22 protein-coding genes are annotated in these 23,218 nt (G+C 41.7%); 7 read left to right on the top strand and 15 right to left on the bottom strand.

Annotated features, from left to right (window positions below; all coding sequences use genetic code 11):
* Positions 1 to 109: 109 nt before the first annotated feature.
* The 7 genes from hpt to pth all read right to left on the bottom strand — a co-directional run bounded on the left by hpt (position 110) and on the right by pth (position 7,664).
* Positions 110 to 652: a hypoxanthine phosphoribosyltransferase gene (gene hpt, locus HMPREF0549_RS08360; protein ID WP_003717854.1), complete on the bottom strand. Its 543-nt coding sequence runs from the start codon at positions 650 to 652 to the stop codon at positions 110 to 112.
* Positions 649 to 2,037 carry a tRNA lysidine(34) synthetase TilS gene (gene tilS, locus HMPREF0549_RS08355; RefSeq protein ID WP_003717853.1) on the bottom strand — a complete coding sequence of 463 codons (1,389 nt, stop codon included), beginning with the start codon at positions 2,035 to 2,037 and terminating at the stop codon, positions 649 to 651. Before tilS ends, hpt begins: the two co-directional genes overlap by 4 nt.
* A 1-nt stretch (position 2,038) precedes the next feature.
* Entirely contained in the window at positions 2,039 to 2,548 is a 510-nt protein-coding gene (locus HMPREF0549_RS08350) for a S1 domain-containing RNA-binding protein (protein ID WP_003717852.1), read from the bottom strand.
* 139 nt (positions 2,549 to 2,687) lie between these two features.
* Entirely contained in the window at positions 2,688 to 3,044 is a 357-nt protein-coding gene (locus tag HMPREF0549_RS08345; protein WP_003717851.1) for an FtsB family cell division protein, read from the bottom strand.
* Positions 3,045 to 3,160: 116 nt separating this feature from the next.
* Positions 3,161 to 3,427, bottom strand: coding sequence for an RNA-binding S4 domain-containing protein (locus HMPREF0549_RS08340; protein ID WP_003717850.1), 267 nt, complete (start codon positions 3,425 to 3,427; stop codon positions 3,161 to 3,163).
* Between the two features lie 18 nt (positions 3,428 to 3,445).
* Positions 3,446 to 6,958: a transcription-repair coupling factor gene (gene mfd / locus HMPREF0549_RS08335; RefSeq protein WP_003717849.1), complete on the bottom strand. Its 3,513-nt coding sequence runs from the start codon at positions 6,956 to 6,958 to the stop codon at positions 3,446 to 3,448.
* Between the two features lie 145 nt (positions 6,959 to 7,103).
* Positions 7,104 to 7,664, bottom strand: a complete 561-nt coding sequence (pth, locus tag HMPREF0549_RS08330) for an aminoacyl-tRNA hydrolase (RefSeq protein ID WP_003717848.1) — start codon at positions 7,662 to 7,664, stop codon at positions 7,104 to 7,106.
* Between the two features lie 271 nt (positions 7,665 to 7,935).
* On the opposite strand from pth, the gene cbpA reads away from it, so the two are divergent.
* Positions 7,936 to 8,571, top strand: a complete 636-nt coding sequence (cbpA, locus tag HMPREF0549_RS08325) for a cyclic di-AMP binding protein CbpA (RefSeq protein WP_003717847.1) — start codon at positions 7,936 to 7,938, stop codon at positions 8,569 to 8,571.
* A gap of 225 nt (positions 8,572 to 8,796) precedes the next feature.
* On the opposite strand, the gene codA is transcribed toward cbpA, so the two are convergent.
* From codA to acpS, 4 genes are all read right to left on the bottom strand, one after another.
* The gene (gene codA / locus HMPREF0549_RS08320) at positions 8,797 to 10,035 is read right to left on the bottom strand and encodes a cytosine deaminase (RefSeq protein ID WP_003717846.1); all 1,239 of its coding nucleotides are present in this window, start codon (positions 10,033 to 10,035) and stop codon (positions 8,797 to 8,799) included.
* Positions 10,025 to 11,401: a cytosine permease gene (locus HMPREF0549_RS08315; RefSeq protein ID WP_040531814.1), complete on the bottom strand. Its 1,377-nt coding sequence runs from the start codon at positions 11,399 to 11,401 to the stop codon at positions 10,025 to 10,027. Before HMPREF0549_RS08315 ends, codA begins: the two co-directional genes overlap by 11 nt.
* Positions 11,402 to 11,584: 183 nt before the next feature.
* Complete coding sequence (gene alr / locus HMPREF0549_RS08310) at positions 11,585 to 12,709, bottom strand: alanine racemase (RefSeq protein ID WP_003717844.1); 1,125 nt, start codon at positions 12,707 to 12,709, stop codon at positions 11,585 to 11,587.
* On the bottom strand, positions 12,702 to 13,064 hold the full coding sequence (gene acpS, locus HMPREF0549_RS08305; protein WP_040531812.1) for a holo-ACP synthase: 363 nt from the start codon (positions 13,062 to 13,064) through the stop codon (positions 12,702 to 12,704). Before acpS ends, alr begins: the two co-directional genes overlap by 8 nt.
* 252 nt (positions 13,065 to 13,316) lie before the next feature.
* On the opposite strand from acpS, the gene HMPREF0549_RS09570 reads away from it, so the two are divergent.
* From HMPREF0549_RS09570 to dltD, 5 genes are read left to right on the top strand one after another with little or no spacing between them, the layout of a single operon-like run.
* Positions 13,317 to 13,460, top strand: coding sequence for a teichoic acid D-Ala incorporation-associated protein DltX (locus HMPREF0549_RS09570; protein ID WP_081446198.1), 144 nt, complete (start codon positions 13,317 to 13,319; stop codon positions 13,458 to 13,460).
* A gap of 16 nt (positions 13,461 to 13,476) precedes the next feature.
* Complete coding sequence (gene dltA / locus HMPREF0549_RS08300) at positions 13,477 to 15,003, top strand: D-alanine--poly(phosphoribitol) ligase subunit DltA (RefSeq protein ID WP_040531810.1); 1,527 nt, start codon at positions 13,477 to 13,479, stop codon at positions 15,001 to 15,003.
* Entirely contained in the window at positions 15,000 to 16,214 is a 1,215-nt protein-coding gene (gene dltB / locus HMPREF0549_RS08295; protein WP_003717841.1) for a D-alanyl-lipoteichoic acid biosynthesis protein DltB, read from the top strand. The genes dltA and dltB overlap by 4 nt, the downstream gene beginning before the upstream one ends.
* A 27-nt stretch (positions 16,215 to 16,241) precedes the next feature.
* Positions 16,242 to 16,481 carry a D-alanine--poly(phosphoribitol) ligase subunit DltC gene (gene dltC / locus HMPREF0549_RS08290; protein ID WP_003717840.1) on the top strand — a complete coding sequence of 80 codons (240 nt, stop codon included), beginning with the start codon at positions 16,242 to 16,244 and terminating at the stop codon, positions 16,479 to 16,481.
* Positions 16,474 to 17,769, top strand: coding sequence for a D-alanyl-lipoteichoic acid biosynthesis protein DltD (gene dltD, locus HMPREF0549_RS08285; RefSeq protein ID WP_003717839.1), 1,296 nt, complete (start codon positions 16,474 to 16,476; stop codon positions 17,767 to 17,769). The genes dltC and dltD overlap by 8 nt, the downstream gene beginning before the upstream one ends.
* A gap of 226 nt (positions 17,770 to 17,995) precedes the next feature.
* Here the strand turns inward: dltD and cshA are convergent, their stop codons facing one another.
* From cshA to HMPREF0549_RS08265, 4 genes are all read right to left on the bottom strand, one after another.
* Positions 17,996 to 19,501 carry a degradosome RNA helicase CshA gene (gene cshA / locus HMPREF0549_RS08280; protein WP_003717838.1) on the bottom strand — a complete coding sequence of 502 codons (1,506 nt, stop codon included), beginning with the start codon at positions 19,499 to 19,501 and terminating at the stop codon, positions 17,996 to 17,998.
* A 63-nt stretch (positions 19,502 to 19,564) separates the two neighbouring features.
* Positions 19,565 to 20,947 carry a UDP-N-acetylmuramoyl-tripeptide--D-alanyl-D-alanine ligase gene (locus HMPREF0549_RS08275; RefSeq protein ID WP_003717837.1) on the bottom strand — a complete coding sequence of 461 codons (1,383 nt, stop codon included), beginning with the start codon at positions 20,945 to 20,947 and terminating at the stop codon, positions 19,565 to 19,567.
* A 135-nt stretch (positions 20,948 to 21,082) separates the two neighbouring features.
* The gene (htpX, locus tag HMPREF0549_RS08270; protein WP_003717836.1) at positions 21,083 to 21,982 is read right to left on the bottom strand and encodes a zinc metalloprotease HtpX; all 900 of its coding nucleotides are present in this window, start codon (positions 21,980 to 21,982) and stop codon (positions 21,083 to 21,085) included.
* 10 nt (positions 21,983 to 21,992) lie between these two features.
* On the bottom strand, positions 21,993 to 22,556 hold the full coding sequence (locus tag HMPREF0549_RS08265) for a LemA family protein (RefSeq protein WP_040531808.1): 564 nt from the start codon (positions 22,554 to 22,556) through the stop codon (positions 21,993 to 21,995).
* Between the two features lie 138 nt (positions 22,557 to 22,694).
* Here HMPREF0549_RS08265 and HMPREF0549_RS08260 point away from each other — a divergent pair, with 138 nt between their 5' ends.
* Positions 22,695 to 23,165, top strand: a complete 471-nt coding sequence (locus HMPREF0549_RS08260) for a low molecular weight protein-tyrosine-phosphatase (protein ID WP_003717834.1) — start codon at positions 22,695 to 22,697, stop codon at positions 23,163 to 23,165.
* Positions 23,166 to 23,218: the final 53 nt, after the last annotated feature.

The raw sequence follows: 23,218 nt of genomic DNA, 5'->3' as shown, positions 1-23,218 counted from the left end.
ACCCAACAATGGTCAATTTTACATTTTTTAACTTAACTTTTCCACTGATTTGACAGTAGCTAATCTCAAATAAAAACGGCGAGAGAATTTCTCCCTCGTCGTTCACTCATTAATCCTTTTCATAAACTGCTGGCTTTAGAATTCCAACATAAGGAAGATTTCTGTAGTACCCCTGATAGTCCAAGCCATAACCAACTAAAAATTCATTTGGGACATTAAAGCCAACATAATCAGCCTTAACCTCAACTTGGCGTCCCTCAGGCTTATCTAACAGGGTACATACCTTAACGCTCTTTGCGCCACGTTCTTTTAGGAGATCAATTAGGTACTTTAATGTATGACCAGTATCAACAATATCTTCCATAATAAGAATTGAACGGCCACGAACATCTGACTTCAGATCCTGAACTAGCTTAACCTTCCCAGTAGATGAAGTTCCGCCGTAGTAACTAGAAACATCAATAAAATCAAGCTTAGCCATTATGTCCATTCGTTTGATCATGTCAACGGTAAATAAAACGGCACCAGTCATTACAGAAACAATTAATGGCCGCTGATCCTTATATTCAGCAGTCAATTGATTAGCGAGTTCATCCATCCGCCGATTAATGTCATCTTTACTGTATAAGACTCGTTCAATATCGTTATTCATTCTTTTCTCCTCTTTAAATCGCGCTTGCCAATAAATAGTTGTTGCCACCGAGTAGTGTAGTCACCGGGACGAGTGAACCATCCCCACTTGCGACCAACAACCCAGACAACAGTATCTTGAGCGTCAACAATTACTAGCTGTTGATTACGTTTTGATAACGGTACTTTCTGGTCAATTAAAACCCGACTAACTTTTTGGTGACCGCCATTCTTTAATGGCAGCCGATCTTGTTCTCGCCACCGCCGAACTTTTAATGGTAACTGTTCAGGCGCTAACCACATTTCTTGACAGTGTTCCCCTTGATTAAAGAACGTCTTCTCTTTAGCAACGGCGATTTGATAATCGTTTTCAATTGAATACCAACGGCCCAATTTTACCACAGAATTTATGGAAGGTTGAACTTTTTGTAGCGATTGATTAACATTTTTTACAAATAGCTCAGAATAGTTCTTAAATAGGACCAAATCAGGGGTAACTCGACGCTTAATTTGGGGTAAATGACGATTATTAATATCTGAAAGTACCTGTTCAACGAATCCCCGTTTCAGTCCTAACACCCCGTTTTTCTCCAACCACTTTACTAAAACCAGTCTTTCCTTAGCGAGAGGCAACTGACATAGTGCTTTTATATCCAGATGTCCTTCCTTATTACTAAGCTTTGCTAACTGTTCCTGAGCAAACTGATTTTCAAGTTCAACCGCTAATTCTAACTGTTCATGGTAGTTGCTTAAGGCGGCTAAGAAGTTGGAATTTTCTTTTTCTAATAATGGAATAACTTGATGACGAAAGCGATTGCGACTAACAGTCAGTTCACGGTTAGTTAAATCCTCGTACCACTTCAAATGATTATTAACCGCATATTCACGCAATCGTTGTTTGGGAAAGTTTAAAAGAGGTCGTTCAAGCGTCCCTGATGCAAAAGGCCGCTTCTCTTCAATCCCGATTAACTGGTGCAATTGGCCACCACGAGTAAGTTTCATTAGCATTGTTTCTGCAAGGTCATTTTGGTGATGAGCTGTCAGTAAAATCGTTGCTTGTTCATCTTTCATTACCTGAGCAAAAAAGCAATAACGCATTTTCCGAGCAGCTTCTTCAATTCCGTTCTGTGGGTGCTCTGTCAATGGCCAGTGATGAACAACTAATTTAAGCCGGTGATCTTCACAATAATCCCGAATAAATTGTTCCTCTTCTTCACTCTGCTTTCGTAACCGGTGATTGACATGGGCAACAATTATTTGGGGACGTAAGCTTGCGGGAAGCTCCTGCAACAATGCTAACAAGACCATTGAATCTACTCCCGTTGAAACTGCCACAACTACCCGATCGTTTTTATCAAAAAAGCGACCCCGTTCCAGGTGCCGCTTAAATTCGTTGTTTAATTCCATCTTAGCTCCGACGACCGCCACGACCACCACGCTTACCATCAGTTTGACGCTTTAATGTTGAAAGACGGGATTCGCTTTCCTTTAAGTATCCAGCTAACATTTCATCAAAATTTTCGTGGTGTCGCGATTGGTGATGGCCTGAGTTGAATCCACGATGGTAACCATGCTGACCTTGACGCTCAAAATCATTATTCCGGTGTTCATGATGCTCGTGATGGAAGTTATTATGACGGTGTTCGCCACGTTCCTCGTTATGATGGCGTTCTTCACGATGACGCTCTTCCGCATCCTTCATGGATAAAGCAATTTTGCCATCATCACCAACTTTAGTAACCTTAACAGTTACCGTATCACCAACTGATAAAACATCATGAATGTCCTTTACATAATTATTTGAGATCTGACTAATGTGTACTAAACCAGTTTGGTTATCATCCAAATCAACAAAGGCTCCAAAATTAGTAATTTCTGAAACCTTACCCGAAACCTTTGCTCCAACTTCAATTGACATGAAATTAATTGATCCTCCTCAAGCCACAATATTGTGATAAATGTACGTTGAGTATACCATACTTCAAACCAGAAAAGGTGCTAAACCTAAGAAAAAAACAGGAACAAGTTATTCATGACCCTGTTCCTGTTGTTTGTTGCTAATTATCTAAATTATAAACTGTCTCGCCTTTTTTCGTGTAGTTGTACTTTGAGCGAATTATTTGTTGCAGATAATCGGGATTATGTAATTGCTTTTTCTCTTGTTTAAGGTCTTTCCCAATGTCCTTTTGACGGGCTAACTGAGTCTTTGAAGTACGAATACTTGCATTAATCTTTGCTAAAGACCGCTTGCTTTGAATAATCTGAAAACCAAGAAGCAAAAAAATAACCGAGAAGATTAACAAAATTCGTTTGCAACGCTTAATATGCGCACGACGAACTAACTGCTGATTAACAGTTATCTGCTGCGCATAAGGCGTATTAATTTGTGAAATTTTGTTAGATCGACCCCTCATTTTTGCTGCCCCCTAATTTGGCTTATCACGGATTAAGTATAACAGCTTTTTGGGGAAATTGTCTATAAACATTTAAAATTATTAAATATTTTATTAATAACTGTTTAAAATCAGCTTTAATCAAAATTCTCCGCATAGGTTTCATCAATAATTTTGTACATATTTTCCGCTTCACTCTTCTTGGTTGTTTCAACAATTTGGTTAACCTTGACCGTTTCGGTCTTATTACCAAACTTAATTGTTAGCGTATCACCCGCAACAACCTGACTTGAAGACTTAGCTGGTCGATTATTAATCAAAATTCTGCCTTGATCAGCAATCTCCTTGGCAACGGAACGGCGCTTAATAATCCTTGATACTTTAAGAAACTTATCTAGTCGCATTTGATCCTCTTCTTTCTCCTATTTGGTTTTCTTTAGGTTGCTCAATGCCGTAACAAACTTTAGAAGCTGGTGGAGCCAATCATCAATGGTCATCTTCGGTTGAATTACCAGTCGAACATTCAGCTGACGATCATTTTCACCAATCGTTGCCTTAAATTTTGTTTGGGCTAATTCTTTAATAATTTGTGGTGCCGTAATGTTCCGACTCCCTTTTTCGGTAAAAGTAATCATGATTTGATCACGTTGCCGTTTGATGCTTGCAATCATTGCTAAATCCGCATGGAGCTTCAACTGACTAATCAGGAGTAAATTCCCGACAGCCGTTGGATAATCACCAAAGCGATCAATCAAGTCACCTTGAATATCAAGGAGTTCTTCATCACTAGCTGCGGTCCTGATGGTCTTATATAACTCAATCTTCTGTTGTTGGTCGTTAATGTAATCATCAGGCAAGTAGGCTTCAACACCCAGTTCGATTTCCGCATCTGACTTATCAACTTGCTTTTTCCCCTGCTTCTTAGCAACAGCATCACTCAGCATTGAAGAATACAGGTCATAACCGACCGAATCAATAAAGCCGTGCTGCTGCTTTCCAAGAAGATTTCCGGCACCACGAATTGATAGGTCGCGCATTGCAATCTTAAATCCTGACCCTAACTCGGTAAAATCACGAATTGCCGCTAACCGTTTCTCACCCAGCTCCGTTAAAACCTTATTCGGCTGGTACATAAAGTAGGCATAAGCAACCCGATTGCTCCGACCAATTCGTCCACGAATCTGATACAGCTGGGCTAAACCCATTCTGTCAGCATTCTCAACAAAGAGGGTATTAACATTCGGAATATCGACCCCAGTTTCAATAATCGAAGTCGTCACTAACACGTCATACCCGCCCTGAATAAATTCGTAAAGGACAGATTCAAGCTGGTTCTCACTCATTTGTCCATCAATGTAGCCAATCCGTGCTTCAGGAACTAACTGTTGCAAGCGAGCGACGGTCTCTTCAATGTCCATCACCCGGTTATGCAGATAATAAACTTGTCCTCCCCGCTGCATTTCCCTAAGGATTCCATCACGAATTGCACCCGAATTTTGTTCCATCACATAAGTCTGAATTGGGTACCGACCAGCAGGAGGTGTTTCCAGAACGGACAAATCACGAACACCAAGCATCGACATATGAAGTGTTCGAGGAATCGGTGTGGCTGTCAACGTTAGGACATCAACATTGTTCTTTAATTGTTTCAGTTTTTCCTTATGTTTAACCCCGAAGCGTTGTTCCTCATCAACAATTAATAGCCCTAAGTCCTTGAAATGCACATCCTTAGATAGGATTCGGTGCGTACCGACGACAACATCAACCGTCCCGTCAGCAAGCCCCTTTTCGGTTTCTTTCAGTTCTTTTCTTGTCTTAAAGCGGGACATCAATGCAATCTCAATCGGAAAACCTTCAAACCGTTTCTTCATCGTGTCGTAATGTTGTTGGGCTAAGACGGTCGTTGGCACAAGAAAGGCTACTTGCTTTCCGCCAGTAACTGCTTTAAAAATTGCCCGTAAAGCAACTTCAGTTTTCCCGTAACCAACATCCCCGACCAGCAACCGATCCATTGGTTTAGCCTTTTCCATATCTTCCTTAATTTCCGCAATACTTCGCAATTGATCACGGGTTTCGGAGTAAGGGAAGTTAGCATCAAATTGTTTTTGGAGGTAATCGTCCTTAGGGAAAGCGTACCCTTTTTCGGTTTCCCGTTTGGCATATAGATCAACTAACTCGTCAGCAATATCTTCAACTTTAGAAGCAACGCGACGTTTAGTCTTAGCCCATTCGTTACCACCCAGCTTGTTAATATGAGGAGTCTTTGATTCAGCTGAAACATATTTTTGCACCAAGTTTAATTGGGTAACCGGAACAAAGATCTGCGCATTATTCCGGTAATTAATTACCATGTAATCCTGGTGAACACCATCAACTTCCATGGTCCGGATTCCGCTAAAAATTCCAATCCCGTGGTTAACGTGAACCACATAATCTCCAGGCTTTAAGTCTAAGTAATTCTTAATCCGTTCGGCGTTAGCAAGCTTCTGCGGACGAATTCGCCGTTTCTTGACCTGCTTAAACATTTCCCCCTCAGTAATGATTACTAGACCCATCTGGGGAATTTCAAAGCCGTTTGCCAAGTTGGTTGGCACTAACTGAACAATATTTTGCTGAAGATGATTCAACTCGGTAGAAGTAACTTTAATCCCAAAGTCATCCATTGTTTGGGCAATCTGGTTTCGGCGTTCCTTGCTAGTCGCCATTAAAATAACGGTTTGCCCCTGATCAAGCCACCGTTGCATTTCAGTTTTTAACAGTGGCATTTGTCCAAAGAACCGTTGCATTGTTCGACTACCAAAGTCGGTAAGGGCCTTGAACCGTAACTGGCCCATCCCCTTCCGGAAAAGCGCCCAAAAGTCTTGAGCATGTTTGTCACGACTGATTAGCTGACCAACATCGTGACCAAGACTAACCGCATGTAAGATTTGGTGATGCTTAGCCTTATCTTCCAACCATCCTAATTCTTCTTCACTGATCTCCTTAGCTGTTTGCTTAATTCGTGTCCAATCATCAATATGAACCACTCCATCAGCAGAAAGATAATCCAAAAGAGAATGTTCTTGCGGATAAATCAAATTAGTATAGGTAAGAAATTCATTAGTTAACTGGTGCTGCTTTAGATCCGTAAGCAGTGGTTCAAACCGGTTTGCCAGTTGTTCCAGTTCATCCTCTCCATCGACCTGGCGTTTTAACTGCTCATACTGTTCGGCTAGTTTTTCTTCTACTCGCTTAAACTCATTAACCGGAAGAATAAAGTCAGTTGCGGGAAGGATCTCAACTTCCTCAACGTTTTTGATGCTTCGTTGCGTACTAGCATCAAAATACCTCAAGGAGTCAATCTCGGTATCGAACAGGTCAACCCGCACCGGATCATCGGTATTTAAGGAGTAAATATCAATAATTGATCCGCGAACCGCAAAGTCTCCTGGTCGCAGAACCATCTTTTGGCGCTGGTATCCCATTGAACTTAATTGGTCTGCTGCTTTTTCAGGATCAATTTCACCACCGACCTTAAGTGATAACTCTGCCTGCTTAAATAATTCTGGCGCAACGATATTTCGTCGAAGTCCGGCAGTTGATGCAATCACAATTGCCGGTTTGTTATTAATTAATGCGTTCAATGCTTGAACTCGCTGTAGTCGATAATTTGGTGAACTCGTTGCTACTTCAGCAGCTAAAACTTCTTCTACCGGGAATTGATAAATTTCTTCTTCTGGTAACAGGTTCTCTAAATCCGCTGCCAACTCCTGCATATGAAAAAGACTATCAGTAATCACTAATTGGGGCTGGTTAAGGCTCTTCTGCAGTGCCGTAAGCAGTAGCGTTCGTGCCGAGCCAGAAATACCAGTAATTAACTGTCGCTGATGCTTTTGGATTGCTGTCAAGACTTGCTTAAATTCCTTTGTTCGGGTGCAAAAATCTGTTAATTCCATGGTTTCTCCTCCTTTCTGTTACAATTTTTAATAGTAAATGCGCTCGCCAGGAACTTGCTAGAGATAACACCCTCCCTCCTAGGCGCAAGACGCCTTTGTCGGGAGTTAGTGTTATCTTTCCGCAAGTTCTTTGCTGGCTCGCGCTCTAGTTATATTCATTCATCAACTGGGCAAAGTTTTCGCCGTTGATCCAGTCTTCGAGGGCGTGTTCGGCGGTAAGGACGGCTTGGTCGAAATCTGGGCGTTCTTCTTTAGTGAATTTACCAAGAACGTGGCTAACAACGGTGCCGTGTTTAGGATGATCAATTCCGACCTTAATGCGGTTAAACTTATTAGTTCCTAATGCGTTAATGATGCTCTTCAACCCATTATGACCACCTGAAGCACCATGAGTCTTCAACCGAACTTTACCTACTGGCATATCAAGATCATCATTAACTACTACTAAATCATCAAGATCAATATCATAATAATCAACAAGCGGACCAACAGCTCTTCCAGAATCATTCATGAAGGTGGTTGGCTTGACGATCATTACTTTCTCACCATTGATCATTCCGGTAACGGCAACAGCCTCTTGCTTAAGATGCGTAAAGGCTCCCAAGTGATAATCACGGGCTAATTGTTCTACTACCATAAACCCGGTATTATGACGAGTTTCATCGTAGCGAGTTCCGATATTTCCTAAGCCGACAATCATTTTCATTGTTTTAATTCGTCCCCTTTAAGTCAAATGCAAAAAGGCCGCCTTAGTTGCAGCCTGATGCTTATTTATTTCGTTCAATTCTGATTATGTAGAATTACCTGAATGTTATTATACCCTAGCCATGACTAAAACTAAAACAATTAACTTCGCCCTTCTTTAGGTATCATATTAGTTATTCTTAATTCTCTCATTTTGTTCTAATACTAAGATCAATTCTGTGTTATGATGATTTATGCACTTAATACGTTTTATTTAGTAAAGGAAGAACATTATGATTTTTAGTTCGCTCATTAAAAAAAAGGCAGACCTTACCACCCTGCCCGAAACCGCAACCCTTCAGGAAGCATTGACTGTCCTGGAAAATACTGGGTATCGTTGCGTACCAATTTTAGATAAGTCTGGGAAAATTTTCCGTGGTAATATCTACAAAATGCACATTTACCGTCACAAGTCACGAAATGGCGATATGACGCTCCCAGTAACCTCATTACTTAAAAACTCTACCAAATTTGTTTCCATCGACTCTGCTTTTTTCTCCGTATTCTTTGCGATCCGTGATCTCCCATACATTGCTGTTTTAGACGAAAACAACCAATTCTATGGCATCCTAACTCACAACCGTTTGCTCCGAATGCTAGCAGCCGGATGGAACGTTAACAACGGTAGCTACGTTTTAACTGTCGTTGCCCATGATGAACGAGGCGCCTTAATGAATGCCGCAAAGGAAATTACCCGTTTCTGTCAAATCGTTAACGTTATTTCTTTAGATCCTGATCACTCATCTGTTAAGCAGGTTCTGTTTACTTTGCCAACAGATGTTGATCATGACCGAATGGAGCGAATCGTTCGACGGTTGACCAAAAAGGGCTTTGAAGTTACTGAAATTGAAGATTTACATGAAGCTTAAAAAAGGAACCAACATGTTGGTTCCTTTTTTTGATCCCTTTATTAGTTAAAGTGTAATTAACTGCTACATTTCAGCAGAAGCTTTCCGGAATTAATTTCTACTGCAACATAGTCTAAACGTGCTTCGCTCGAGTTTCCTAGAGCTAGCAACCTCCTTCCTAGGCGCGAGTCGCCTTCGTCAGGAGAAATTGCTAGCTTTCCGGAAACTCTTTGGAGCGAAGGCACTCTACTTTAAATTCACCCTTGTTTCCGCTGGTTTGGTTTGAGCGAGGATTTTGCCGTGGCGGACATTGGCTAATACTTCGACATGCTTGTTCAAGGCGTTGTAAAAGTCAGGAGCGTTTAACAGGATAAAGTTAGCTGGCTTGCCAACTTCAATCCCGTATTGGTCGGTAATATGAAGTGTTTTAGCTCCATTATATGTAACAAACTTAAATGCATCTTGAAGCTGGTGGTAGCCCATTAAATGACCAGCATAAACACCCATGGTTACAGCATCAAGCATGTTTCCATTACCAAGTGGGTTCCACGGATCCCGAACATCGTCTTCACCAAAGGAAACGTTCATCCCCGCTTCAGTTAATTCCTTTACCCGAGTCATTCCCCGACGCTTTGGATAAGTATCAAACCGGCCACCAAGGTGAATATTAACTAATGGGTTAGCAACAAAGTTAATCTCACTCATCCTTAATAGGCGGAATAGCTTATAAGTATAGGCATCATTGTATGATCCCATTGCAGTTGTATGACTTGCGGTTACCCGATCTTTCATTCCCCGTTCATAGGCTTCGGTTGCTAAAACTTCGAGGTTCCGTGAAGCGGGGTCATCAATTTCGTCACAGTGAACATCAACCAGTCGATCATAATGGTCCGCCAACTTCATTAAGAAATGCACTGATTGCCAACCATACTCAGTAGTAAATTCAAAATGAGGAATTCCACCGACAACATCAAGTCCTTCCTTAACGGCTTGTTCCATTAATTCACGGCCATGAGGAAAACTCAGAATCCCTTCTTGAGGAAACGCTACTAACTGTAAATCAATCTGATCCTTTAACTCTTCTCGTAACTCCAATAAGGCTCGAGCGGCAATTAAGTGAGGATCCGTAACGTCAACGTGACTCCGAATATGCTGGATTCCGTGACCAACCATGTTCTTAATTGTAGCTTTGGCTCGCCGCTTAACATCTTCAATCGAAAGGTCCTGCTTCCGTTCGCTCCAAATCCGAATACCATCGAATAAAGTTCCCGTTTCGTTCCATTCAGGCTCACCAGCCGTTAGCGTAGCATCCAGGTGAACATGGGAGTCAACAAACGGTGGCAACATCAATGCACCATTACCATCAATGACTTTTTCATCTTCACGCGGCTTAATTTCAGTAGCAATTTCAGTAAATTGACCATCAGTAACGCGGACATCCTTCAACTCTTCATCATTATCAATGTGTACACTTTTAATTAACATGACGTGATCCTTTCCGGTCATAAATGGCCATTAAAATGTAATACAACAATCCGCTTAGCACCATATCAACAAATGTGGCTCCAACCGTGTTGGCAAAAAATGGCATTTGGTGAACGGCAATAAAGAACGCTACTCCCAAGGCAAAGACAAGGTAGGCAATCCAGTTAAAGCCGTGATGGTACCAGTACTTACCGTTAATTAAGCCTAATTGCTTAACCTCATAGTGACGGTGCGCACGAATATAGAAATCAGTACAAATAATCGCAATTGTTGGTCCAAGAACCATCCCAACATAATCAAGGAACGATTCAAAAGTATCCAAGAAGCTCCCAACAAACATTGGAATAAAGGTTACGATTGTTGCTAAGAGAACCACGATCCACAATGAGTATTTTAACCGTAACCGAATAAAGATGTTCGATAAGGCTGACCCGGCAGCAAGCAGGTTAACCGCGTTGGCAGTCATTGACGTCAGGATAATAACCAAGAATGCGACAACTCCAAGGCCTAACTTGCTTGCAATTGTTGACGGATCTGAGTTGTTGGCATTATAAACACCACTTGAAATGGCGATACTAATTGTGGAAATTAAACCAATAAAGGCAAACCACACAACCCCAATCAATGCTCCCCAAAATGGTGTATGGATCGCATTATTCTTAATTGAAGTAAAACGGGTAAAGTCAGCACCGGCAGTCACCCAGGCCAGGTTAAAAGCAGCTACGTAATCAATTGCTGCCCCGGTAGCCATCCGTGCCTTTGCTGGTACATGCCAGCCAATAATTTGGTCCATTGAAACTGTCTTGAAAACAGCAACAGATTCCCAAAGCACAAAAATGAAGACAAGGACAATTCCAATTCGCTCAATCAGCTGAACCGACCGTGAACCACTGGAAACACTGAGAATATGGAGAACACTCATAATCAAGATTCCAACAACCAGCCCTTTATCACCGCCCGGTTGTCCCCAAAGCGGCCAGTGAAGCAACTGGTGAAAAATAAGGCTAACTGATTGAGCAGCAATAAAGGTATTAACTGCCGTCCAGCCGATGAACTGGGTAATGTTAACCAGTGATGGCAAGTAGCTGCCACGTTCCCCAAAGGACGCCCGGCTAATTGCCATGGTCGAAACCCCTGTTTTATAACCAATATAACCAATTAGACTCAGGAATACATATGATAAGGCCGATGAAAGGACCAGCACCTTCATTGCCACAGCAAATCCACAAGCCGCAAGAACACCACCGACAAACCAGGTTCCGTTATTTGCGTTTGCCCCAACCCAGGTCGCAAACATGTCCCATCTTGTTGTTCGCCGACTCTTCATGGGAATACTTAAGATCGGCGTGTGTTGTTTATCTTCCACAATCGTTCCTCCTAAATAAATAACCTTGAGTCCCGTAAAGAACTCAAGGCTATCCAATCTCTGCGTGGTCGACTGTAGATCACTGCTTATTAATTCGGTAGTCTTTTGTAGTCTCACGGGGCTACATTAAAGGACCTATAAAATTAACTAAATTATATCAAATGGATCAACGATGTCAAGCAACTAATCAGTATAAACCCGGTGAACACGGTTACTGATATTTGTCATAATTTCATAGTTAATTGTGTCTGCTCGATCAGCAAGATCATTAGCTGTAATTTCCTTATTTCCAGACCGCCCCATTAAGACAACTTGTGTTCCGACTGGGTAAGGTTTAGGCAGCCGGATCATCATTTGGTCCATGCAAACCCGCCCGGCAATATCACAAAATTGACCGTCGACAAGGACCTTATAGCCTGTCATACAACGTGGGTAACCGTCAGCATAGCCAATTGGCAAAGTTGCCAGCCACTCATCTTCTTGCGCGGTATAGGTTGCGCCATAGCTTACTGATTCACCAGCTTTGAGTTTCTTAACAAAACTAATACTGGTAACCAACTGTTCTACTGGTTGCAAATCAAGGGTTGCAGCTAATTCACGACCGGATGGATTCTGCCCGTACATTGAAATCCCCATTCGAACAGTATTAGCTGTGATTTTTTCTCGGTGCCACATTCCGGTAGCGGAGTTTGCCATATGAACAAACGGTGGCAACTCAGTCAAACTACTGACAAATTGTTCCCACTTATTAACTTGCTTGTTAAAGTAGCTATCATCGGCGCTATCTGCAGTTGCAAAATGGGTAAACATTCCTTCAAATTCAAATTCGTGATGCTCGCGGACGAACTTAACTGCTTCATTAAAGCTCTCAACAGTTGTAAAGCCAATCCGCCCCATCCCTGAATCAATTCCCAAATGAACCTTCAACGGCTTAGTCCAATGATTGGCAATCGCTAATTGGTGATAGTCTTCAAGCCAATCTAACGAGCCAACAGTTAACGACACTCCTGCTTCTGCAGCAATATGAGCATTCTCCACTGGGGTAATGCCTAAAACCAAGATTAGTGATGTAATCCCACTATCACGTAGTTCCAAAGCTTCATCCAGAATTGCAACACAAGTCCCCGTTGCGCCAGCCTTAATTGCTGTTTGTGCCACCGGAACTAAGCCGTTTCCATAAGCATTCGCCTTAACAACCGCAAGGATCTTACTATTAGGAGCCAGTGACTTTTGCTGTTCATGAATATTGTGCTTAATTGCTCCTAAATCAACAATTAATTTTGTATCTCGTAATCGTCCACTAATCATTTTTATCCTCCAAAAGAATTTCCGTGATGACATTTACCGCAGTATGACTAACCGATGCATGTACCCGACCGGCAAATGGTGCTTTAGTAACGATTGGCGCACCAAGCTGGTTATCAACAACTTCAATATCTTGAAAGCTAACCTCACTACCAATTCCGGTCCCGTACGCCTTTGAAAAGGACTCCTTTAATGACCAACGACCAGCTAAGTATTCTAGTGCCCGTGAACCATTTAGCCCCTCATACTGCTTTTGCTCTGCCGGTGTTAATATTTTGTTAACGAATTGGGGATGCTTTTGCAGCATTTCCTGGATTCGTTTAATCTCAGTGATGTCAATTCCAATTCCCTTAATCACTGTCATAACCTCTTATTTAATAAAATTTACCTGTCATTATTCTTTGAACTCTTATTTTCGCATAAATAAATAATAATTCGCAAGATTACATTATTTTACTTTGAACCTTACCGCAAATTATCTATAATAAATAGGTGTAAAAATTTAATTACGAATATCTTAAATTTTTGCTGGGACAATTAACTAACCTACCATGGCGTATTAAACTCGTTATGGTATATTAGCTTTTATGAGCGAAAGGAGCGATTCGTAATCTTTAGTAAAAGCATTAAGAATCATCCTGCACTAACATTCATCTTAAAAACGGTATTCTACTTTATCGTTATTCTCCTGCTAATTTACCTATACGGTTATTATGGAGCAGGTCAAGAACCGTTCATTTACAATGAATTCTAATGTGGAGGAAATAGAATTGAATACAAATATCGTTACTGTCTTTGACCAAGTTGCCAAGGATAATTCAACGCGGGTTGCTTATGACGAAATGGGAAAGCAAACAAGTTATGCTGAATTAAAAGCTAATTCAGATAGCTTAGCTGCTTGGCTTACTAAGCAAGATTTGACTCACCAAAGCCCAATTCTGGTGTTCGGTGATCACCAAGTTGAGATGATTACTAGTTTCTTAGCAGCATTAAAGGCGGGACATCCGTATATCCCCGTCTCGACTAATTCCGCAATTCCACGGATCCAATCAATTCTCGATACTGCTAAGCCAGAATTAATTATCGCCGTTGATGAGTTTCCAAGTGACGACCTTAATTTTGATGCTCAAGTGGTTTCTAATGAACAACTCGCTAACGTTTTGGCAAATCAACAAGAATTTACCCCTACTAATCCCGTTTCCGGAGATGAACTAGCATACGTTCTCTTTACTTCTGGGACAACCGGTTCTCCTAAAGGGGTTGAGGTTAGCCACGACAATTTCAAGACCTTCGTTGATTGGGTTCTTGATTCAGATTTCAATATTCCTGAACACGCTAACTTCCTTGGTCAACCACCATACTCGTTTGATTTGTCTAACATGTACTGGTTGCCAGCTTTACTAAGTGGCGGAACCATTAAAGCTCTTCCGCACTCAGTAGTGGAGAACTTTGGGCAGATGTTTACTGCGTTACCAACATTAGACCTCAATGTCTTCGTTGGAACACCATCCTTTGCTGACATGCTGATGTTGAGTCCAGCATTTAATGAAGAAAAGATGCCAAGCCTAAGTATCTTTATGTTCTGCGGTGAAGAATTAACTGTTAAAACTGCTAAAGCACTTCAACAACGATTCCCACACGCACGGATTTTTAACACCTATGGGCCAACCGAAACAACGGTAGCAATTTCCGGAATTGAAATTACTCCAGAAATCGTTGCTAATAATGACCGGCTCCCAGTTGGTTACGCTAAGCCAGGGGTTGAACTTTCAATCTGGGATGGTGACAAGCAACTAACTGAACCAGGCCAACAGGGTGAAATTATTATCAGTGGTAATAGTGTTGCCCGTGGCTACATGAACAATCCTGAAAAGACTGCTAAAGCCTTCTTCAAGATTAATGGCGTCCCCGCTTACCGGACTGGGGATGCCGGTACTCTTGACGCGGATGGACTTCTTCACCATAAGGGTCGGATGGACTTCCAAATCAAGCTTCACGGTTTCCGGGTTGAACTTGATGAAGTACGGGCAAGCCTTGAAAAGAGTCCGCTCATTAAGCAAGCCGTTGCCGCTCCAAAATATAATAAAAATGGTCAAGTTGCCCACCTCATTGCTTACGTTATCCCTAAGGAAGAGGTTAAGGATCAGGAACAACTTACCAAAGAAATTCGGGAAAGCCTTAATGGTTTAATCATGCCTTACATGATGCCAACCCAATTCATTTATCGGGACTCATTCCCAATGTCTGCAAATGGCAAGATTGCAGTTAAACAATTAATCAAAGAGGCTAACCAATGATTAATTGGCTCTCGAGTTTACCTAATTTCACTGCTTACGGGACACCAGTTTATTTTATTTACCTACTACTTGCCCTGCTTCCCCTAGGCATTGGACTTTACTTCGGCAAACGTTTCCAGTGGTACGAAGCGCTAATTAGCTTCATCTTCATTTTCCTGATGTTTGATGGTGCTAGTTGGCAACAGCTCTTTTCTCTAATTGCGTACGTCATTTACCAAACCATTTTGGTAATGTACTACCACCATTACAGAAAAACTAATAATTCTACCGGGATCTTTTACCTCTTCTCACTTCTTTCTTTGATTCCAATCATTATCGTTAAGTTATCACCGGCAATGGTCGGCCATAACTCGCTGCTTGGTTTCCTAGGAATTAGTTACCTTACTTTCCGGGCGGTTGGAACAATCATTGAAACCCGTGATGGGATGGTAAAAGAAATTACACCGTGGCATTTTATTCGCTTCATGCTTTTCATGCCAACCATTACTTCTGGACCAATCGATCGTTACCGGCGTTTCTCTAAGGATTACCAAAAGACGCCTGAACGTTCCGATTATCTCAAGCTTGTTGAAAAGGGGATCTATTACCTATTCCTCGGTTTTCTTTACAAGTTTGTCATCGCCTACTTCTTTGGCCAACGTTTCTATCCACACTTTGAACAAGCGGCCATGGGTGATGGGTTATTTTCGTGGAACATGCTCGGTGTAATGTACACTTACGGGTTCTACCTCTTCTTTGACTTCGCTGGATATTCACTCTTCGCGGTTGCAATTAGTTACTTTATGGGTGTTAAGACCCCAATGAACTTTAAGCAACCATTCAAATCTAAGAATATCAAGGAATTCTGGAACCGATGGCACATCAGTTTATCATTCTGGTTCCGTGATTATATCTTTATGCGGTTTGTCTTTATGGCGACTAAAAAACGCTGGTTCAAGAACCGGAACACATTATCCGCAACAGCATACATGTTAAACATGCTGACAATGGGATTCTGGCACGGAATTACATGGTATTATATTCTATATGGATTCCTTCACGGACTGGCACTTGTTATCAATGACTGGTGGCTGCGTTACAAGCGTAAGCACTTGAAGAACCTGCCGCATAACAAGTTCACAGAATGTGTTGCCATCTTTGTAACGTTTAACTTTGTAATGTTAACGTTCTTACTCTTTAGTGGTTACCTCAATACTTACTTCTTCGGGTAATCGAGATTTATTTAGGAGGATTTTATAATGAAAGACGATATTATTAACATTTTAGCTGACGCAACTGGTCGGGATGCAAGTGACTTCAGTGATACTAGCGAAGACTTGTTTGCAGATGGTTTATTAGACTCAATGGCTACTGTTAGTGTTCTTTTAGCACTTCAAGATCAATTTGATATTCAAGTACCTGTTTCCGAATTTGACCGGAGCCAATGGAGTTCAGTTGATAAGATGGTTGACCGTGTAAAGGAGCTCCAAAATGACTAACCGCAAGCGACTGTGGTATATCTTTGGCCCAGTTATTCTTGCCTTTGTTCTGATTTTAATTCTTTTTACTATGCCTTTAGGCGGCCACTATTCAGCTAAGACTGAACAACGGGCTGCCTCCTCGCTTAGTCCCGTAGTTTTCAAAAACCAAAAACTGAAACAACAAGCACTTTCTGATAAGAATACCCGCTATGTTCCATTCTTTGGTTCAAGTGAATTACGGCGGTTTGATAACTTCCACCCATCAATCATGGCGGCTCGTTATCATAACTACACCCCGTTCCTTTTAGGACAACGTGGTGCACAATCGCTTCCCCAATTCTTTAACATCACTACAATGGAAGGACAGTTGCGAGATCAAAAGGCCGTTTATATTGTTTCTCCACAATGGTTTGTTAAAAAAGGGATTTTACCCCCTGCCTTTAAGTACTACAACGGTGAATTAGCCGACTTAGCCTGGTTAAAGAAGGCTAATCCAAAGTCACCATATGATCAGTATGTTGCCAAGCGATTAATTCAAATGATTGGTAATGACGGTTCGGTTGCTGAAGACGCTGCCAAGATTGCTAAAGGGAAGCCGTTAAGCAGCTGGGATAAAGCCATTTTGAACTTCCGCTTAACGTTGTTGCAACACCAGGATGCATTATTCTCAGGGATCCAATTAGATAATAATTATAGCCGCTTCATTAAGCCACAAATTAATAAGTTGCCGGCAAAATACAACGAAGCCCGGTTACATAAAATGGCAGTCAATAAGGCTGCTAAGGAAACCGATAATAATGACTTCCACGTTAAGAATTCCTTCTATACCAAGAAGGTTAAGCCTAACTTAAAGAAGTTAAAAGGCTCACAACGTCACTTTAACTATAACCAATCACCAGAATATGGCGATTTACAAGTTGTGTTAAATCAATTTAAGAATAACAACACTAACGTAATGTTCGTTATTCCACCAGTTAATGGGCGGTGGGAAGCATACACCGGAATGGATATGCAGATGTACTACCGCACAGTTAACAAGATTAAGTTCCAACTTCGCCAACAAGGCTTTAATAACATTCTTGACCTTTCTCATGACGGTAACAAGCCTTACTTTATGGAAGATACAATTCACATTGGTTACGCTGGCTGGGTTAAATTTGATAGTGCTACAAGTAAGTTCATTGAACAGAACCAACCTCAACCACACTATCACTTGAGCGATGAGTTCTTGACCAAGACTTGGGCAAATCTTATCCCTACTCAACAAAATCTAAACCAGTTTAAGGAACAAAAATTGAATAAGTAATATTCGGTAAATCCCAGAGTGAGATAAATTCATTCTGGGATTTTATTTTGATCAAAAAAAACGGCTCAAGAGGAATTTCCTCTTGGGTCGCTTTTGAATTTAATTAGCTGTAACTTATAAGCAATTAACTTTACTTACTATCAATTAGTCCTAAATAAAAAAACAATTCAGAGGTATCAGTTTAACTAAATCTCTGAATTGCCTTAAATTTTAAATCTCAGCTAGTCTAATCTTCCCGATGACGGATATTAAACGCATGTCGACTAGAATGATTACTACCATGATTATCGTGACGACGGGAACGACTCCGACCACCGTTGTTATGGCGATGATGACCACCATAGTTGTTATGGCGATGATCACGTGGACCACGGTAACCATGTCCTGAGCGCCCATTACGGTGATTCCGCCGTGGCAATGGCCGTTCTGGAGTGATTTTGACTGGCACATCACTAGCTGGTTCCTTAGTCATTTCGTTCAGAAGCGCAGCAACTAGGTCTGTAGCATCATGAGTTGCTAGTAACTTTTCCGCAGCTTCTTGATAACGTTCCGTGGAATCTTGAGAAATCAACTCATCAATATCATTAAAGGCACTAGCAACTTGACCCTTAAAGGCTTCTTCAGCTGTTGGCGGCTTCAATGGTAACATCCGAACCCGGGTTAGTTTTTCGATTTCCCGCAGGTAGTCCATTTCATTTGGTGTAACAAAGGTTAGTGAAACACCATGGTGCCCGGCACGACCAGTCCGGCCAATCCGGTGAACATAACTGTCTGGATCTGACGGAATATCGTAATTGTAAACGTGGGTCACCCCTGAAATATCCAATCCCCGAGCTGCCACATCGGTTGCTACTAAGATATCAAGTTCGCCGTGCTTGAATTTCTTCATGATCTTAGTTCGGCGATCCTGACTTAGATCACCATGGATCCCGGCTGCATTGTAACCCCGGGCAACTAGTCCCCGTGATAGTTCATCAACCCGGCGCTTAGTCCGACCGAAAACAATGGTAAGGTCAGGATCTTGAACGTCAATCAGTCGGGTCATAATATCAAACTTTTCGTAGTCTCGTGCTTTGACATAGTATTGATCAACTAAATCAGTTGTTAATTCCTTAGCCTTAATCCGCACCATTGTCGGGTCAGTCATAAACTTAACCCCGATCTTCTTAATTTCTGGTGGCATTGTGGCTGAAAATAAGAGTGTTTGCCGATCAGCAGGCGTCTGATCAATGATCGCTTCAATATCATCTAAGAATCCCATGTTCAGCATTTCGTCTGCTTCATCGAGCACTAATGTCTTAATGTGATCTAATTTCACCGTATGCCGGTTCAAGTGATCACGGAGTCGTCCGGGTGTTCCTACAAGGATCTGTGGATGTTGTTTCAGATTACGAATTTGGCGACGGATATCAGCTCCACCGTAAACGACCTGTACCCGAACGTGCTTATCCTTTCCTAAACGAAATAATTCTTCTTGGGTTTGGATTGCTAATTCCCGGGTTGGTGAAATGATAATTGCTTGGATATTAGGGTTATCCGTATCAACGTGTTCGATAATTGGCAACCCAAACGCAGCTGTTTTACCCGTACCTGTCTGTGCTTGACCAATTACGTCCTGTCCCTTTAATACCATTGGAATGGTTTGTTCTTGAATCGGTGTTGCTTCTTCATAACCACTCCGCTTGATTGCCTTTAATAAACTATCTGACAATCCTAATTCACTAAACTTCAATATGGTCCTCCTAAAAATTACCAGCCGACTGAACAAGCACTGTCTGTCGGCTGGTCTTACAATTTATTTTGTTGTTAATTCTGCTAAAACTTTTTCTAAATGAATCCCGTGGCTAGCCTTTAATAATACGAGATCATCAGCACTAATCGTTGCTTGTAAATCTACCACTAATTTGTCTAATTCAGCCGTGGAATAATGGTGAATTGCTGAAGCGGGATACCCCTGCTTCTCCAAGGCATCTTGAAGATTCTCCATCTCTGAACCAACAAGGTAAACTTCTTCGATCTTCTTCGGATCAATATTAGCAGCTAAACTAGCATGAAGCCGTGCTGAGGCATCCCCTAGTTCAAGCATATCACCCAGAACGGCAATCCGCTTGCCAGTTGTTGGCAATTCTTCAATCGTCTTCAACACTTGCTTAGCAGCTGTCGGGTTAGAATTGTAAACGTCACTCAAGATTCGTTCACCTTGAGCACCATTAACCCACTCTGCTCGATTTTCAGTCAGTTCAACATTCTTCAACGCTTTCTTAATGTGCGCCGGCGTAATGTGAAGCTGTTTACCAACTGCAATCGCGGCTAATGCATTGTTAACATTATACTCACCAACCATCGGGATTGTGAATTCCTCATCTGGCCATTCGTTAACCTTAAAATCGATTGAAGTCTCGTGTTGATTAACACTCGTTGCGTAGAAATCATCAGTTAATTGACGGCCAAATGTAACCTTTCGTTGCTCAACATTAGCTGCGCGCTCTTGAAGCAATGGTTCATCCCCATTAAAAATGAATGTTCCATCTTCCTTCAATCCATGAACAATCTCCATCTTTGCATCAGCAATCTTATCGCGTGTCCCAAAGAACTCGATATGGGCCTCGCCAATCATTGTTATTACCGCAAAATCAGGGGATACTAACTTACTCAAGAAATCAAGCTGACCAGGACGATCCATCCCCATTTCAACTACAACAACTTCGGTACTGGATTCCATGTTCAAAAGGGTTACCGGTACACCGATCTCATTATTGAAGTTAGCGTGAGTCTTTGTAACGTTCAGCTGGGTACTGAGGATTGAAGCTGTCATATCCTTAGTAGTTGTCTTACCGTTGCTCCCTGTAACCGCAACAACGATTGGGTTAATTTTATGTAAGTAGTACTTACTCAACTGCTGTAATGATTCAAGCGGATCATCAACGACAAGAATCGGTTGATCCTCTGTCGTCGTTACATCGTGATCACTTGCCCATAGAGTTGCAACTGCGCCGTTTGCAAAAGCACTTTCAACATATTGGTGACCATCCTGGGCCCCTTGAAGTGGAATAAACAATGCTCCTGAATCAAGCTGTCGACTATCGAATGCGACGCTTGTAATTTCAACATCTTTCCATTGTTCAATATTGTTTTCTGCGCCGATTGCCTTCGCAATTTCGGCCAATTTCATTTTCATGGAAAAGTTCCTCTATCTCCTATATCTAAGTCTAGCTTATTAATTATATCACACTATTAGAGTACGAGTCAGCTACTTAGATCTTGATTTACCGCAAAAAAAATAAGCCAAGAGTAAATCTCTCAGCTTAATTTCTTACATCTCTTCTAATCGTGCAATCCGTTCATCTAGGGGTGGATGAGTGTCGAAGAGGTGCGCAAATCGTTTATGACGGCGGTTAAGTTCCGGATCACTAATATAGAGTGATGAACTACTTGGTGCAACTTTCTTCATCGGTTGCGCGTTCTGCAGTTTTTGTAACGCACTAATCAAGCCATGAGGATTCCGCGTTAACTCTACGGCCCCAGCATCTGCTAAATACTCCCGATTACGCGACAATGCCATTTGAGCAATCGAAGCAGCTAATGGAGCCAAGATAATTAACAAAATTGAACCAATGATGGCAAAAATACCAATCGCACTATCATCATCGTCATCCGAACTCCGCCCACCGCCAAACCACCAGAAATTACCGGCAAAATTAACTAAAGCCGTAATTGCTGCTGACAATGCGAGCGCAATCGTTTGAAGGCGAATATCATAATTACGCACATGACTCATTTCGTGACCCATCACACCCTCTAGTTCTTCCCGATTCATTATTTGGAGAAGTCCTGTCGTTGCGGCAACCGCTGAATGTTGGGGATCATTCCCCGTTGCAAATGCATTCGGACTTGGATCATCAATGATAAATACTCGCGGCATCGGAACTTGAGCAACCATTGCCATATCTTCAACAACGTGCCATAGTTCAGGCGCTTCTTGTGCTGAATGAATTTCTCGAGCATTATTCATGTTCATTACTACATCAGTTGATTGGCTAACTATGACCGACATATAAATTACTGCCAGAACTCCGGCAATTATAATTCCCCCTACTGCTGTCCCTGCAAATAGGTAGCCGATTGCTGCACCAATTAAAGCCACAAGGATTAAGAACCCGGCTAAAACAAAAACTGTTTTACGTTTGTTTTTAGCTATTTGTTGGTATAGCATTTCGCATCACCTAATCATCAAACGAAACCTTTGGAACTTCTTTTGATTCCTTTGGCGCTTGAAGGTAGTCCATTTGCTTAAAGTGATGAATCTTCGCAACAATATTACTTGGGAATGATTGGATCTTGGCATCCAGATTAGCAACGGTTGAGTTGTAGAGTTGACGAGAATAAGCAATCTTATTTTCAGTATTGCTTAATTCTTCCATTAATGATTGGTATTGAGTACTAGCATTCAAGTCAGGATAGTTCTCAGAAACTGCAAATACGGAGCGTAACGTTCCTGTTAATTCGTTAGAGACCGCCATTTTTTGTGCTCGATCATCGTCTGGAACATTTTCTAATTGACTCCGTAACTGAGTAACCTTTTCTAAGGTACTTGCTTCGTACTTACTGTAGCCCTTAACCGTTGAAACCAAGTTAGGGATTAAGTCGTTTCGCCGTTGAAGTTGCACGTCAATCTGACTCCATGACTCCTGAGCATGGGTCCGTAATTGTACTAGGCCGTTGTACAGGCCAGCGTAAAGAGCAACTAGTAACACAATAACTACAATGATAATAATTGTCGCTACCATTTCTCTTCCTCCTCTTTCGTTTTTCGTAATAATTATAATATCAACTTCAGCGGTTAAGAGCGACATTTAAATCACCAATTTAGCAAAAAATTAGCAAATCCGGTATGATAAAAGAAAGCTAATTATGAGGTGGTTAAAATGAAAATTATTTTTGTCTGTCTCGGTAATATCTGTCGTTCACCAATGGCAGAGGCGATGTTCCGTCAAATGGTCGCTCAAGAAAAGTTAAGTGACCAAATTAAAATTGACTCTGCGGCGACCAGTAATGAAGAAGAAGGCAATTCTCCTCATCCTGGCGCACAAAAAACGATGCGTCGCCATCACTTAGATCCCAGCGGCCTGGTCTCGCGCCCAATTACAAAAGCTGACTTTGACTCCGCTGACTATATTGTCTGCATGGACGATATGAATAAACGTAACCTTTTGCGAATGGCCCCAGCGAGTGATCGCCATAAGATCTACCAAGCATTCGACATTGTTCCGGGAAAAGAGGGCACAGTGATTCCCGATCCTTGGTACACCCACCGGTTCGAGGATACTTACCGCAGTCTTGCTGAAGCTCTCCCGTTCTGGTTAAAGAAACTGAGTCACGAAGTTAAGAACCACTAAATTTCTGCCAAATATTGCTAAATTCTTGTGGTATAGTATAGTTACGATTTATA

The organism is Limosilactobacillus vaginalis DSM 5837 = ATCC 49540 (genome assembly GCF_000159435.1).
GTDB classification, from domain to species: Bacteria; Bacillota; Bacilli; order Lactobacillales; family Lactobacillaceae; genus Limosilactobacillus; species Limosilactobacillus vaginalis.
This window is presented reverse-complemented; position numbering and strand designations above follow the sequence as displayed.